This window comes from Bradyrhizobium manausense, assembly GCF_018131105.1.
Lineage (GTDB): Bacteria > Pseudomonadota > Alphaproteobacteria > Rhizobiales > Xanthobacteraceae > Bradyrhizobium > Bradyrhizobium manausense_B.
In genome coordinates this window covers 2,291,595-2,304,987 of record NZ_JAFCJI010000001.1, presented here as the reverse complement: position 1 = coordinate 2,304,987, position 13,393 = coordinate 2,291,595, and the positions used below count along the sequence as shown (strand labels likewise).

The following is a 13,393-nucleotide window of genomic DNA, read 5'->3' as shown; positions in this document are numbered from 1 at the left end:
CTTGCCATCCCGCGGGTCAACCGCCGCCGTGCGCTGACGAAAAACCCTCGCCGCTGGTGCGGATGCGATTGCGGCCGAGAATGTAGATCGCGGTCGTGACGATCAGGAGCGCAAGGCCGAGCAGGATCGAGACGAAGCCGATGGGGATCAATGCCAGCGTCAGATTGCGCTCGGGGTTGACGAGCCAATGGTGGATCGAGGTCAGCACGAAGGCGAGACCAAGGAAGCCGACACCGCCTCCGGCGAGCAGCAGCGCCCACATCCGCCGCAACTGGCTCAGCCGTTCCCGCGCGATGTCGGTGCGGGGCACGTGATGGCGCGCGACGCGGCGGACCAGGCGAATGGCGAAGGCGATCGAGCTGAAGCCGATCAGCAGGCTCGCGCCGCCCAGCCACATTCGCAAGTTGGGATCGAGGTCCGGCATGCGCTGGAGCGTGAGCAGCGGAAAGTCGAAGGCCGAATGCAGCGCCAGCGGGCCGGCGAAGATCAGCAGGCGGCTGGAGAGGCGGGCCCAGTCGCGATGATGGCGGTTCGCGCCGAGCGCCGTACCGGCACGCGCGAGCGTCAAATAGGCGCCGGCGATGATGCCGAGCGCGCCGTGGAATGGCACGGTCAGGACGCTGCGAAGGGCCGCCAGCGACCGCCACATCTCGGCATGCTGAACCAGATAAGCGAGGTTTTCGTAGGCCGCGAAGCCGAGGCCAACGGCCGCGCCATAGACCACGGTGTCCATCGGGTTGGCGAAGGTTCGCCGCTTGGTCGAGGACACCAGCACGATCGCGATCACCTTCACAGCCTCCTCGGGCAGCGCGACGCCGAAGACCGAATGCATGACGAGCGCCGCCCAGGGATTGTCGGGCGCCGCAACCATTTTGGCGAACGGGGCCCGGGCGAGACCCAGCAGCGAGATACTGGCCGCTCCTAACAGGAAGGCGGTCCAGACCTGGGCCGGCGGTCCGGGGCGTTCTTCGGCGGCAATGACAAGCCAGAGCATCAGCAGCGCCGGGGCGATGGCGGCCGTTCCGATGACGGTGGGGAGCGATTCAATCAGGTACATCGGCGCGAAAATAGGTTCCCTCGGTCCGCTTATCCACGTCTCCCGATGCGACCATCTGTCATTCGTTTGCTGTCGCGTTGCTTAACAGGCGCGACAGATGGCGTTCATCAGGACCGCAAGGTGTAGAACATGAGCGCAATCAATTGCATGACAGAACCACCCCGTCATCGGCGACGGTAACGGGTTCGCGGGCGTCACCGGATTGCGATTGATAAGTCGGATCAAGGCAATGTGCAGGTTTCTTCGATTCACGATGCACGTACGCCCGCGGCGAGTCCAGAGGCAGGATGAACCTCGTTTGGACGACGCGCGGCCAGCTGCTTGGCCTAGTCAGGCTTGGTTTGGCGCCCGCGGGCGCGTGACGCAATCCGGCGGCCTCGCATCTGCTCGAGCTCCCAAAGCGCGCGTATGAGGCACGTGCCAAGGCAGGAGACGATGAGCAGCAACAGGAAGGCCTGGTCGGCAGGAGGAATCTGGGTCATGCGTTGAATAAGCAACGCCCATGCCATGTGTTCCTGAATGGGCTTGGCTGGCGCGCCGTGACGTTGCCCCGCCGGGCCATGAGCGTTCCCGCTTGCCGTCCTCAGTGAGTGGTGAAAGGCGGCGGGGTGTTGGGAGCGATGTCGAAAGCGCCGAGACTGAATTCTTCGCCGATGGTCTCGTCGGGCTCGGAATGGTGCGCGAGCAGCGTGAATGCGGCCTGCGGATATTGCTTCCAGATATCGAGGTCGCCGGCCGTGATGGTGAGCCAGCCGAACGTATACATGTAGCGTCCGGGCTCACTGACCCGGCCGACCCTGTCCCAGGTAATCTTGTTGACTGCCATCCGGTCCCCCGATCGCAAGTCCGCCATTGACGTCCGGCCCAAGGCTTCGACCTGCCAGAAGCTGATCCCGCAATGGGGCCGTGATAGGGCAGCGATGCGGATTGATCTGGCCGGCTTCAGACAGGCTGCGGCACCGATTGGCGTACGATCAGGCGGACGAGGTCGTCCTGCTGCTGCTTCTCGGCGAACTGCACCGCAAAGCCGTTCTGGAACTTGCGAATGACGCGCCCGACACAGGCGCCGATTGCGAGCGGAGTTCCGACCGGCGGATCGTACTCGCAGGAGATCGCGACGCCGGCCGTGGAGACGTCGATGATGAAGCAGGAATGAGTGCTGCCGTCGGCAAGCGTCAGGGCCGTGTGCGAGGACTGCGGAACGAAGCGCGCGTCGCGCCGCAGCTCCAGGATGCTGTCGTCCTTCTGCTTCTTTTCGAGCCAGGTCAGCTTTTCCGACATCCAGGCGCGACGTGCCCGCGTCATGTCGAGCTCCATCAGAAAGCCCGACTTCAGCGTCGCGCTGATCGTGCATTGGAATTCGCCGAAATCCTGGAAGTAAGAGGTCACGCGCTCGCCGATCTTGCCGACGACCGGCACGTCCACGATCATGCGGAACGGCGAGACGCGCTTGGTACGGCAGGCGAAGTTTCGCAGTTTACCCTCGCAATCGTACCAGCGATGCAGCGAATAGTTGCCGCTCACGCTCACTTCCACTGCTCGCTGCCTGAGGAATTCTGCGACGGACATGGGTGCCAGATTGTGTTTCGGATTGTTTCCGTAATTCCACGGTAGCGATCAAATTCTAAGCAAATGATACCGCGGCTCAGGAGCAGGGGTAAATTTCCGGTAAATGGCCGGCGCGGAAATGTGCCGGGTATGGCGGCAAAACGACCCAGTCGTGGGGCGCGTAGGTTCACAACCACGTCATTGCGACTGGCCGCCAAGGATCGAAGGGCGGAGCGATGCGGAGTAATCGGGAGTCTCGCTGCGTCAGCCGCTCCGGCATTTACTGCCGTCGACCAGGCGCATGTCGTCGAGGGTCCAGTTGCCGAGGAGTGTGATGATCGCCTCGCGACGATATCGATGCCGTTCGTGCCGCGATGTCTGCCGATAGTCGATCCCGTCCCGACGTGCCAGCGCGCGCGATACGATCGCGATCTGTCGGAGCTTCTGCGGCTCCAAGGAGCTCATGTCTCACCGCGCGGCAACGCCATCTGCTGCTGGAGGTTGGGGGCCCGGAATCGGGCGCTGTCAAATTAGCTGTATGGGCTTACGGAGACCTGACGCGGGGCTTTTGGTCCACCCGGAGCGGTCGCGTTCAGAGAGCCCTGAGCAGTACCAGCAGAGCCAGTGCGCCAATGGCCAGGGCGAGCTTGCCGATCTTCCAGGTCAGGTTGTCCCAACCGAACCACGGCAATCCGCGTCGCATCGCGCGTGTCGCGAGCGTTTCGAGGATAACGAACGCGAGGGCAATTCCGGCGATAAAAGACCAGGATGGGTCGGTCGGAGGCATCCACGTTGCGAGCCAGGAGGGGGCGGAGCTCCGCAATGACGCGAGCAGCGCGAACCATCCGAACAGGGAGATGAAACCCTTGACGATGTCGGGCCCGATCGCTTCGGGCTCGAACCGGATGCCGACCATGCCGAGCGCGCTTTCGATACGCTCGCCGTCTGTCAGGAACATGAACGCGCCGAGATAAAAGGGCACGCGTGATTGGAAAATGAACGCGATGATCGCTGACAGGACGGCGCAGACGTAGGCGTCGCGGAGAATGTCCCAGCCGCTCATGCGCGACGGCTCTGTTACTTCCGCGACTTGGGCCCTAGCAACTTGGGCCTTGGCGAGTCTGGCCTGAGCGACTTGGGCCGGCGGCACCGATCTCGCGCGCGCCATGTGTTCCAGCATCTTGGCGCGTCGGTCCGGCGAGTAGGACGCCGTGCGCTGCATCCATGCCGGCAGCGGCGCGCCGGACTGGCCTTCCGGGATCGACTTGCGCTGCTCCATGGCCCATCCAGATCCTTCCATTCGTGAGGCGTTCCGGCGAGCGAGACGGTTCCTCCGGACATTGGTCGGACGTAAGGGCCGGGGAGGTTCATCCCGGCATTGCGGATTTTCACGGGATCGATGCCGGATCCATCGCGTAATCGTTCATCGACCATCTTTCTGTTGATCTCGCGCCCTAGTTGCGCTTGTGTACGGACAGGTCTGGGGGGACCATGTTGATGGCTATTTTCATGGCTGCGTTTTGCGCAGCCGCGTTTGATTTTGCAGTTCGTTTCAGTTCGGGCAGGCTCATCGAGACCTGTGTCCTCCGATGGACATGACTGTGACGTCCGGCTGCCTGGCGCCGCGGAAAGCAGGTATTCTCGATCATGCTGACCGTATCGCCGCGGATCGTTTGGCGTGGCGCGAAAGGAACGGCTTTTTCCACGACGAGGATGAACGGTATCTCCGGTTTCTGATCCCGCCGGGAAGTCGCGTCCTCGACATCGGCTGCGGCATTGGCGATACGCTCGCAAGCCTCGCACCATCACATGGCGTTGGAGTCGATTTCTGTCACAAGCAAATCGCAATCGCGCGGCAGCGCCACCCTGACCTGACTTTCGTCGAAGGCGATGCCGAAGACCCGGCGACGCTCGAAGCGTTGCAAGGTCCGTTCGACTTCATTCTCGTCCTCGATACGATCGGCTCGCTGGAGGATTGCCAGAAGTTCATCGCCCAGCTGCATCCCTTCTGCACGCGGGATACGCGGCTGGTGATCGGTTACTTCTCGCACCTCTGGTACCCCGTTCTGAAATTCGCCGAGTTCGTCGGCCTCAGAATGCCGCAGCCGGCGCAGAACGTGCTGTCGCCGTCCGACTTGCGCGGCCTTGCCAGGCTTGCGGATTTCGACCCAGTGAAGTCGGAGCAACGCGTGCTTTCGCCGGTGCGGATGTTCGGGCTTGGACGTTTTCTCAATCGTTTCGTCAGCGTTCTGCCGGGGATCCGCCAGCTGGCACTTCGGCACTATCTGGTGGCACGCTCGAACCGCAGGGCGAGGGAGACATTCGCCTCGGCTACTGTCGTCGTGCCTGCGCGCAACGAGTGCGGCAATATCGAGCCTGCGGTTCAGCGCATTCCAGACTTTTGCAGCGATATCGAAATCATCTTCATCGAAGGCCATAGTCAGGACGGGACCTTCGAGGAGATGGAGCGGGTCAGGCAGGCGTACCCGTCCAGGGACATCAAGGTGATGCGCCAGCCCGGCAAGGGCAAAGCCGATGCCGTGTTCACCGCATTCGACGTAGCCCGAGGTGATGTGCTGATCATTCTGGACGCCGACCTGACCATGCCGCCGGAGCAGATTCCGAAATTTGCCGAAGCGCTGTTGTCGGGCAAGGGCGAGTTCGTCAACGGATCGCGTCTGGTCTATCCCATGGACGACGGCGCGATGCGCTTTCTCAATCTGATCGCCAACAAGATCTTTTCCTACCTGTTCTCCTGGCTGCTCAATCAGCGCTACACGGATACGCTGTGCGGCACCAAGGTCCTGCGGCGCAGCGACTATCAACGCCTGAAGGCCGGCAAAGCCTATTTCGGTGATTTCGACCCGTTCGGCGATTTCGATCTGATCTTCGGCGCATCGAAGCTCAATCTGAAATCCGTGGATCTGCCGATCCGCTACGCCGCACGCACCTATGGCGAGACTCAGATCTCCAGGTTTCGCCATGGCTGGATGCTGCTGAAGATGGTGGCGTTCGCCTTCTTCAAGATCAAGGCGATCTAGGCCGCAATATATGTCAGACGATTGCTGCTTTCCGGACACGCACGTGAGCGGGAGGATCAGAACGCTGCTGATCTTTGTTGTCCCGTCGCTGTATCTGGCGGCGACGCTGCTCTATTCTGCCTGGCAGGCGGTGTGGGGCGTCCAGGTCGATCCGGAATCGGCCTACACCATGAATGGACTGGTGGCGGCGGCCGGATACGGCTCGCTGAAATTCGACCACCCGGGAACGACGACGACGCTGCTCGTCGAGCTGATCGTCAGGGGCTGGGCGCTGGTCTCCGGTGCCGAGGATATCGTTGCGTTCGGGCTCAAGCACTATGATGCGATCACATGGGCGGCGCGAACCGGCGAGGCGCTGGTGCTGACGGGCGCGTTGCTGGCGGGCGGCCTCATCATCGGGCGGACGACGCGGAGCGCGATCGCTGCGATGCTGTTTCAGGCCGGTGCGTTCGTGCACCCCGATGCATTTCACTATCAGATGGTGCTGGCGCCGGAAGGCCTGATGGCCGCGTTCGCGCTGTTCGGCATGGCGATGGTGGTCAAGGCTGCGCTCGACGAGCAAGCTCCGTCGACCAGCCTCGGTGTCGTGTCCGGGGTGATCTTCGCGCTCGGTTTCTCGACCAAATATCTCTATCTCCCGCAAGCGCTGTTTGCCGTGTGCCTGCTGCGAAACCGGCGGGCGTTGGTGGCCTCCATGATCACCGGCGCGGTCGGCTTCGTGGCGTTCAGTCTGATCTTCAATCCCGGAACGATCACGCGCGGGTTCGGATGGCTTGCGCAAATCGCCACTCACAAGGGACAGTACGGCGAGGGCGAGGCAGGGTTCATCGATTTCGGGACGTTCTGGTCCAACATGCGCGAGATCGTGGCATCAGCGCCGCTGGTGCCGGGCGTCTACGTCGCTGCTGCGAGCACGGCACTGGCGTGGTCCATCAAAAGTCGGAGCCGGCAGGATCCGGTCAGCCTGACGCTCGGTGCTGCCGTCTTGATCTACGGTACGCATCTGGTGGCGACGTCGAAGCATTTTGCGCTTCACTACATGCTGGTGCCGTGGGTCCAGACTGGGGGCGTGCTGGTGCTGGTCGTGGTGCTGCTCAGGCGTCTCGTGCCGGCGATTTGGCGGGCTGCGCCGAGCCTGCTCGCAGGCAGCCTGTGCGTCGTGACGGGTGCGGTGACGCTGATCGACGCCCGCGCTGCGGCGCTGCAATCGTCAGCCCTGAACGCGATCGGGGCGAGGCTCTCGAAGGCCGTGGTCGCGGCCGGCCCCGCCTGCGCCAACGTCTCCGGCATGTTCGTGCGCGCGCCGGAGAACGACATGAACCACGGCTGGGACATGACGCTGCAGCTGTGGGGCGACCGGGCGATGCGGGAGAGGTTTTCCGCGGCCTACGCCAGCGACTTCACGGTGCCGCTGCTGGATCACAACATCTACACGCACGTCCTCAAGTACGACTTTCGCCCCTATAGCTACGCCAAGCTTGCGACCGACTATCCCTGCATCGTCGTCCGCTCGTCGGTGGCGCTTGATTCCGAGAATGCGATCGGGCTGCTGGCGCTCAAGCTGGACCATTGCGAGATCGAGGGGGTCCACGTCTATACCGTCGGGCTCGCCTGCGCGAAGGTGCGCGACAGCTTCCTGGCCGAACGGTGAAGGGACCTGGATGAGGTGGCGCTGCATAGCGGAATTGAACCGCTCTCTCCACCGTGCCTGGGACGGAATACCCTGATCACCGACAGGTCGTAGCCCGCATCACCGAGCCGACGCCCTATATGGCGACGCTTGCATGCCAAGTGCTGGGCTGGACCGAGGAAAAGCCGCCCGCGCAGTTACCCTGCGGCATTCGAGCCGGCGGGTGATCGGAATTAGATGCCGAACGCAGATCGAGCGGCCCGCCGGTTCACGCTGGCGGTCCGCCCGCTTTAGCGACACCAAGAAGATAGAAAAAATGCTCATATGCTGTGCTCGAACATCCCATCAGTGCAGCTCGTCGGCCGACAACGGCTGGTGGTCTGGCCTTTCGCCGCGCGGGAGCGCATCGGCATAGAAGATGGTTCTGGCGAACCGCACAAATGGTCGTTCCAATAGAAAATACGAGACGGTAGCGATGGCGACCGAAACGACTATTGCGCCGAACGTCACCAGAACCTGAGGCATCGTCGCGATATCAGGCACTCCGTTGAGGATCAGGCCATGCATCATGCCGCTGATCGGCTGATGAACCAAATAGAGGCAATAGGAGATGGCCCCGAGCGCGCGCAGCCAACGTGCCCGTAGGAAGCCGAGCCGTGGCCAGCCGCGCGCCGCGAGTAGAATGTACGAGGCAAACAGGGGAGCGAGCAGCGCCAGGAACACATGGACTTGCGCCATCAAAATGATGGCATCGAAAACTACGATCGACGCCAGCGGAACGAGGCGTAGAACCAGCTGCGGAATCCTGACGTCGTGGTGCTGGATGTAGGCGGCGAGCACCCCGATCAAAAGGATGTGGCCATTGCTAACGAGCAGCAGCCGCGAGGGAAAGTCCGATCCGACTAGGTAGAGCGCGGTGCGCGTCAGCAGGCAGAGCCCGATGCCAGCCAGGATCGCCGGCAGCAGCGCGCGTGCTGAGATCAGCATCATCAAAAGGGGAACGGCTAGGTAGAATTGCTCTTCGACCGCGAGCGTCCATGTCGGCAGCAGCCAAAGGGAGCCGCGATCGCCGAGCCAAGCCATTGCAATGTTCTGCGTGAAGGTGGCGTAAGTTGCTGCGGGGAGAGTGTTAGCGATCCACGGCTCCGGCGCCTTCAGCTGAATGAACCCGAGCGTCGCGGTCAGGATCAGCGCGTAGACCGGCAGGATGCGCAAGCTGCGCTTGGCGTAGAACACGGCGAGGAAATTCGGACTATCCTTTCGCTCCATAATGATCGAGCCGATCAGAAACCCCGAGAGTACGAAGAACAGGTCAATGCCCATCCAGCCGAATTCGAAGCCATACAGAGCGTGATCGACCTCGCCGAAATAATGCGCAATGACGACGCTGAGAGCGGCAAGTCCGCGCGCACCGTCGAGTTCGGGGAGTCGCGCACCGCCGGAAATACGGCGCGCGGCTGGTGAGTCATGGGGCAAACCGGGCTCCACGCTTGCCGGCAAATCCGGCATGGCTGCGAATTGAATAGCGCTGTAGTTTGTCGTCAAGCCTGCCCCGCAAATCGTCGATCGGCTCCGAACGGACGCGACCCACTGCGCGGTGTGGAAAGCTCCAGAGAGCGGCGGGCTCCTACATCGAGGCGCTACTGAGGGATCCGCAAGGCTGGTGAGTTAGCACATGCTCGTGCAAATCTTGCAGCACGTGCCCATTCCAGCATTGATGGTGCTTTTGGGAGAAGGCAAGCAAGACCATAAAACCTACAGCGACCACAACGCTTCCGGTTACAAAGTTCTGCATCATGCACTCCAGAGCAAACTGTGAGTGGCTACCGGGGGGCATCTTACCGCACGCAACAGAAACACAAAACGCAACAGAAACACAAAATCCACCGCGCGACGTGAGGCAGCATCAGCAGGGCATCGACGATCTCGCGATCGCGTCCGCCGCGGCGCCGGAGCCGGCCGCCAGCGCGATCAGCCCGTCTCGCGCCAGGATCAGATCCGCATGATCTGCCCATTCCAGGCAAATGCGCTCCAACTCGCGCAGTCGCCGCTGCTCAAGTGTCCACGCGCGTTTATTGGCCATGTGTTGGACATGGTGGCAAAGCAGGACGCTAAGTAATTGATTTTGTTGGCGCTCCCTAGCGGAATCGAACCGCTCTCTCCACCGTGAAAGGGTGGCGTCCTAACCGATAGACGAAGGGAGCAAACGCAAGGCCTGATAGCACGTGGCGACAGGCCCGCTGGCCGTCCGAGTCGTGCCCGGTGGCTTGCAGCGGGCGAACGTATAGTGGCCTTTGCGTCCATGGGCAAGCCGTTCCGGAACGCTCTTTTGGGCCGGTGGATAGCCTCGTCCGGGATCGTTCGGACGGCCATTTCAACGGTTTTTTAGGGTTCCATGGGTTAGCGCTGGGGCTGGAGATTTTTTCGCCGATGCCGCAGCCCAAGAAGCGCGCAGCCCGCAAATTGCTGTCGCAGCATGCCTGGATCACGCTCGAGGGCGGATTCGCGGCGCGGCATTGCCTGGTTCAGGACATATCGGCCTCGGGCGCCAGGATCACTATGGACGATGATGCGAGCCAGCTCCCGGGCGTGATCCGGATGGCCTTTGCGCGGGACGCGCGGACCGGGCGGAGCTGCCAGGTGGTCTGGCGCCGGGGCAAGTCGGCCGGCGTCCGGTTCCTCTGAGGCCGCCGGATAGCGCCTGGCCCGGGTCCGGGTTACAAGACCGCATGCGCGCAACGGTCCTCTTCCTGATCTCTTTCGCACTGACCTCCGCGGCCGGGGCCGAGACCTTGCGCCTGCCGCCGACCGGGCAGCCGCAGTCCGGCAAGGCCCTGCCGCTGAGGGGCGCCACCGGAGCAGCCAAAGCCAACGGCTGCGCTTCCTATGGTCAGGGCTTCACCTTCGTCGAGGCGACCGGGACCTGCGTGAAGATCGGCGGCTCGATCGACGCCACGGTAAGGCGCTGAGGGCCTCCGATGTCGCCGGACCTGTTGCGGCTCGATTTGCTCGTTCCCGCGCTGATGTATTGCGCGCTGCTGTGGTGGGTCGGCCGCGGGCTCTCCATGACCGCAAAGCTCGCCACCGCGGTCGTCACGCTGGCGCTGATCGCCGTCGTCCTGCTGGTCGAGCGCGGCTGGCACTAGGCCGCCCAAGCAAAAACGCGAAAACAACCCCATGCACAGTAGCCGGCCGATCCGGGCCATTTGCGCGGCCGGCGCGATTCCGCGCGTTGTCACCACAGCTTAAGCCGCGTCAGCGGCTCACGACATCGGCGGCGCCACGTGCCGGGCAAATCCGGGCCGCCGGCCGAGCTCGGCGAGCCACCGCGTGAGGTTCGGTTGCGCCGGCCGGGTGATTCCCTCGACGCCGAGCCAGCGCCGCGCATAGGCGCCGACTGCGATATCGGCGAGCGTGAACGCGTCGCCCTCCAGGAACGGCCGCGTGGCGAGCAGGCGGTCGGCGATCGCCCAGACCTCGGCGGCCGTATCGGCATCCTTCTGCACCTTGACCATGTCGCGCTCGGCGGGCGCCGTGCGCACGATGCCCCAGAACACCGGGCGGTCGACCGGCTGCACGGTCGACAGCGTCCAGTCGAGCCAGCGGTCGACGCCGGCGCGGCTCTTCGGCGCTTCCGGATAGATCGGCGTGCCGCGCCCATGCGCCATGCAGAGATAGCGCATGATCGAATTGGACTCCCATAGCACGAAGTCACCCTCGACCAGCGTCGGGATCCGCGCATTGGGGTTCATCGCGAGATAATTCGGCTCGCGCGTCTTGCCGTATTGCATGCCGGCATCGATGCGCTGATAGGACAGGCTGAGCTCCGCGAGGCACCACAGCACCTTCTGCACGTTGACCGAATTGGCGCGGCCCCAGATCGTCAGCTGTGTGTCCGGCATCAAGCATCTCCCGCGGCGTTCATGTGCCGCAGGTGATAGCCGAATTCGCCCCGGCGAACGATGCGCATTGTCGCGAGCCCCTCATGCAAAAAGCTCCGCTCGAAGAGCGGAGCTTTCATTGCTGGAAGTCAGCCGGCGCGACAAACACGAGATGCGTTTGCGCTGATATCAGTGGCCGAAGAACAGCCACAGCAGAATGATCACCGGTATCGGCACGCCCAGCAGCCACAACAAAATTCCGCGTCCCATCGCGTTCTCCTCCAATCGCATTGTCCTGGAGTGAACGCGGGGGTACGGCGCTGGTTCCTGCCGAGTTCGCCTACCAATGGCCGGTATTCGGCATCGACGCCCACGGCTCGGCCGGCGCCTTCGGGTCGCCCTTCTGCAGGATCTCGATCGAGTGCAGGTCGGGCGAGCGGACGAAGGCCATGTTGCCGTCGCGCGGCGGCCGGTTGATGGTGACGCCCGCCTTCATCAGCTTCTCGCAGGTGGCGTAGATGTCGTCGACCTCATAGGCGAGATGGCCGAAGAAGCGATCCTCGCCATACTTCTCCTCGTCCCAATTCCAGGTGAGCTCGACCAGCGGCGCGCCGCGCGTCTGCGGTTGCTTTTTCAGCGCCTCGAGATCGTCAGCCGAGCACAGGAACACGAGCGTGAAGCGCCCCTTGTCGTTCTCGATCCGCCGCACCTCCTTCAGCCCCAGCGCATCCTGGTAAAACTTCAGCGCGACATCGAGATTGCGCACGCGCAGCATGGTGTGGAGATAACGCATGTTTCTTGCTCCCTTGGATGATCAGAGGGTTTTGTCTGGGCCGGAACGGCGGGGGAGAGATAGCAGGAAAGTGGCGGGAGGGGCAGGGGGCGGGGGGAAACGTGTGCGTGAGGGGTGTGTAGTGAAGTAAATCGGCACAGTGTCGACCGAAGCTGCAGGCGCGGCAGCGCCGGACGAATTTACTGTCACCGAAACTTCAGGCGGAAGTCGTTCGAAGACTCATCAGCCGCAGGCGGGACGTAGCCACAGCAGGCTTTCAGCCATCCCGGCGCCAACCGAAGCCTCAACAATTATCCCTAGGGCCCAGTAGACCCAATACGTCAGCGTGCTCATGGGCAGTACCCTTGTGGCCATCAGCGGTGATTTGCGAATCAGCATCAAGAGCGGGGAAAGGCACGTACGGGCCGGGAGGTCTGAAAAAAGTTATCCCATGTCAAGGTAGCAGGGCGGATACTTATCAACACCCTAAGGCTTTGACGGCTTTGCCGGATTCACAAATCAAGGGCGAGACTGTCAAAATCGACCGCTCAAATCACCACGGGATAAGTGATGCTCATATTCCGCAGTGGCCTTTCGGTCAACGCGAACCGCTGATATGCGGGAAGTAGGTAGTGCTTTGGCGAGCACTACCTACAGCCTGGTGGAGAGCAGATGACTTCTCCTCCGCAACGTTGAGCGTTGTCGCTTTCTCCAGGCTTTCTGTCAATCGCATAGCGCGCCGGAAAAACCGGAGTTGCGCAACAGAGAGCTGTGATCATGTCTGATAAGTTGCTGGTGAACCTGTGGGGCGTGAGTATCAGCGCCGAAGGCCTCTGGGCTATCGTCGCTGCAATCATCATTGTTGGTATTGTTGCTGCGGTAGTCGGACGGCGGCGGGCGTGATTTCTGCCGCTGCTTACGTGCGGGGTGATGGTCGATGTCGAAAAAGTCGAATTCGGCAGTCAGTGCTCTTGCCAAAGCATTGATGCCCCGTCCGGGCGATGATGAGAAGAAAGAACTCTACTCGGAGGCCGGCCGCGCCATCATCGAACTATCAAACGCGGAAAACCTTCTAGCGGCTATCTTCTGTATCGTGAGCAACCCCGTCCCTTATGAAACTGCGAAGGAGATGTTCGCTTCGCAATTCAGCTTTGAGCGTAAGCTGAAGCTGGTTGACTTCATGGTTACGCGTGCCAATCACCCAGAGGAAATAGCCGCATGGCAGGCCATTTACAAAGACCTGAAGGCGCACAAAGCCGTTCGCAACCTGATTGCTCGCCAAGGGTTGCGGATAGAAACCACGGGTGCAACGCCTGTCGTTGATGTGTTGCTTATGCCGTTGTTCTATCAGAGCCGCGGAAAACCTTTGAAGGTCTCCAACGTCAAAGATACAGCTGACAAACTCGGGGAAATCAACGTTCGCCTATGGGAGTTCGTAAAGGGCCTCGGAAGTCCGCGCTAATG

General features: G+C 62.1%; 17 protein-coding genes and 1 tRNA gene. 8 read left to right on the top strand and 10 right to left on the bottom strand.

What is annotated here, in order from left to right:
• Positions 1-16: 16 nt before the first annotated feature.
• From JQ631_RS10895 to JQ631_RS10875, 5 genes are all read right to left on the bottom strand, one after another.
• Complete coding sequence (locus JQ631_RS10895) at positions 17-1,057, bottom strand: PrsW family glutamic-type intramembrane protease (protein ID WP_212326102.1); 1,041 nt, start codon at positions 1,055-1,057, stop codon at positions 17-19.
• Positions 1,058-1,640: 583 nt separating this feature from the next.
• Positions 1,641-1,883 (bottom strand): hypothetical protein, encoded by a 243-nt coding sequence (locus JQ631_RS10890; protein ID WP_212326101.1) that lies wholly within the window; start codon positions 1,881-1,883, stop codon positions 1,641-1,643.
• A gap of 116 nt (positions 1,884-1,999) precedes the next feature.
• The gene (locus JQ631_RS10885; RefSeq protein WP_212326100.1) at positions 2,000-2,626 is read right to left on the bottom strand and encodes a PilZ domain-containing protein; all 627 of its coding nucleotides are present in this window, start codon (positions 2,624-2,626) and stop codon (positions 2,000-2,002) included.
• Positions 2,627-2,869: 243 nt separating this feature from the next.
• Complete coding sequence (locus tag JQ631_RS10880) at positions 2,870-3,061, bottom strand: hypothetical protein (RefSeq protein ID WP_212326099.1); 192 nt, start codon at positions 3,059-3,061, stop codon at positions 2,870-2,872.
• A 136-nt stretch (positions 3,062-3,197) separates the two neighbouring features.
• Positions 3,198-3,884 carry a hypothetical protein gene (locus JQ631_RS10875; protein WP_212326098.1) on the bottom strand — a complete coding sequence of 229 codons (687 nt, stop codon included), beginning with the start codon at positions 3,882-3,884 and terminating at the stop codon, positions 3,198-3,200.
• Positions 3,885-4,200: 316 nt separating this feature from the next.
• Here JQ631_RS10875 and JQ631_RS10870 point away from each other — a divergent pair, with 316 nt between their 5' ends.
• Positions 4,201-5,646 (top strand): glycosyltransferase, encoded by a 1,446-nt coding sequence (locus tag JQ631_RS10870; RefSeq protein WP_212326096.1) that lies wholly within the window; start codon positions 4,201-4,203, stop codon positions 5,644-5,646.
• Positions 5,647-5,689: 43 nt separating this feature from the next.
• Positions 5,690-7,297: a hypothetical protein gene (locus JQ631_RS10865; protein WP_212326095.1), complete on the top strand. Its 1,608-nt coding sequence runs from the start codon at positions 5,690-5,692 to the stop codon at positions 7,295-7,297.
• A 324-nt stretch (positions 7,298-7,621) separates the two neighbouring features.
• Here JQ631_RS10865 and JQ631_RS10860 read toward each other — a convergent pair whose 3' ends face one another.
• The gene (locus tag JQ631_RS10860) at positions 7,622-8,821 is read right to left on the bottom strand and encodes an acyltransferase family protein (RefSeq protein ID WP_212326094.1); all 1,200 of its coding nucleotides are present in this window, start codon (positions 8,819-8,821) and stop codon (positions 7,622-7,624) included.
• Between the two features lie 130 nt (positions 8,822-8,951).
• On the opposite strand from JQ631_RS10860, the gene JQ631_RS10855 reads away from it, so the two are divergent.
• Positions 8,952-9,095: a hypothetical protein gene (locus JQ631_RS10855; protein WP_212326093.1), complete on the top strand. Its 144-nt coding sequence runs from the start codon at positions 8,952-8,954 to the stop codon at positions 9,093-9,095.
• A gap of 87 nt (positions 9,096-9,182) precedes the next feature.
• Here the strand turns inward: JQ631_RS10855 and JQ631_RS10850 are convergent, their stop codons facing one another.
• On the bottom strand, positions 9,183-9,359 hold the full coding sequence (locus JQ631_RS10850; protein ID WP_212326092.1) for a hypothetical protein: 177 nt from the start codon (positions 9,357-9,359) through the stop codon (positions 9,183-9,185).
• A 46-nt stretch (positions 9,360-9,405) separates the two neighbouring features.
• Positions 9,406-9,480 (bottom strand) — tRNA-Glu (locus JQ631_RS10845).
• Between the two features lie 226 nt (positions 9,481-9,706).
• Here JQ631_RS10845 and JQ631_RS10840 point away from each other — a divergent pair.
• Genes JQ631_RS10840 through JQ631_RS10830 form a run of 3 tightly spaced genes read left to right on the top strand, consistent with a single transcriptional unit; the run spans position 9,707 to position 10,422 of the window.
• Positions 9,707-9,961: a PilZ domain-containing protein gene (locus JQ631_RS10840; RefSeq protein ID WP_212328567.1), complete on the top strand. Its 255-nt coding sequence runs from the start codon at positions 9,707-9,709 to the stop codon at positions 9,959-9,961.
• A gap of 44 nt (positions 9,962-10,005) precedes the next feature.
• Complete coding sequence (locus JQ631_RS10835) at positions 10,006-10,245, top strand: hypothetical protein (RefSeq protein WP_212326091.1); 240 nt, start codon at positions 10,006-10,008, stop codon at positions 10,243-10,245.
• Positions 10,246-10,254: 9 nt separating this feature from the next.
• Positions 10,255-10,422, top strand: a complete 168-nt coding sequence (locus tag JQ631_RS10830; RefSeq protein WP_212326090.1) for a hypothetical protein — start codon at positions 10,255-10,257, stop codon at positions 10,420-10,422.
• A 117-nt stretch (positions 10,423-10,539) separates the two neighbouring features.
• On the opposite strand, the gene JQ631_RS10825 is transcribed toward JQ631_RS10830, so the two are convergent.
• Complete coding sequence (locus tag JQ631_RS10825) at positions 10,540-11,178, bottom strand: glutathione S-transferase family protein (RefSeq protein ID WP_212326089.1); 639 nt, start codon at positions 11,176-11,178, stop codon at positions 10,540-10,542.
• Between the two features lie 319 nt (positions 11,179-11,497).
• Positions 11,498-11,950 (bottom strand): VOC family protein, encoded by a 453-nt coding sequence (locus JQ631_RS10820; protein WP_212326088.1) that lies wholly within the window; start codon positions 11,948-11,950, stop codon positions 11,498-11,500.
• Positions 11,951-12,706: 756 nt separating this feature from the next.
• On the opposite strand from JQ631_RS10820, the gene JQ631_RS32485 reads away from it, so the two are divergent.
• A complete protein-coding gene (locus tag JQ631_RS32485; protein WP_283841761.1) occupies positions 12,707-12,832 on the top strand; it encodes a hypothetical protein in 126 nt (41 codons plus the stop codon).
• 34 nt (positions 12,833-12,866) lie between these two features.
• Positions 12,867-13,391 carry a hypothetical protein gene (locus tag JQ631_RS10815; protein ID WP_212326086.1) on the top strand — a complete coding sequence of 175 codons (525 nt, stop codon included), beginning with the start codon at positions 12,867-12,869 and terminating at the stop codon, positions 13,389-13,391.
• The last annotated feature ends 2 nt before the right edge of the window (positions 13,392-13,393 follow it).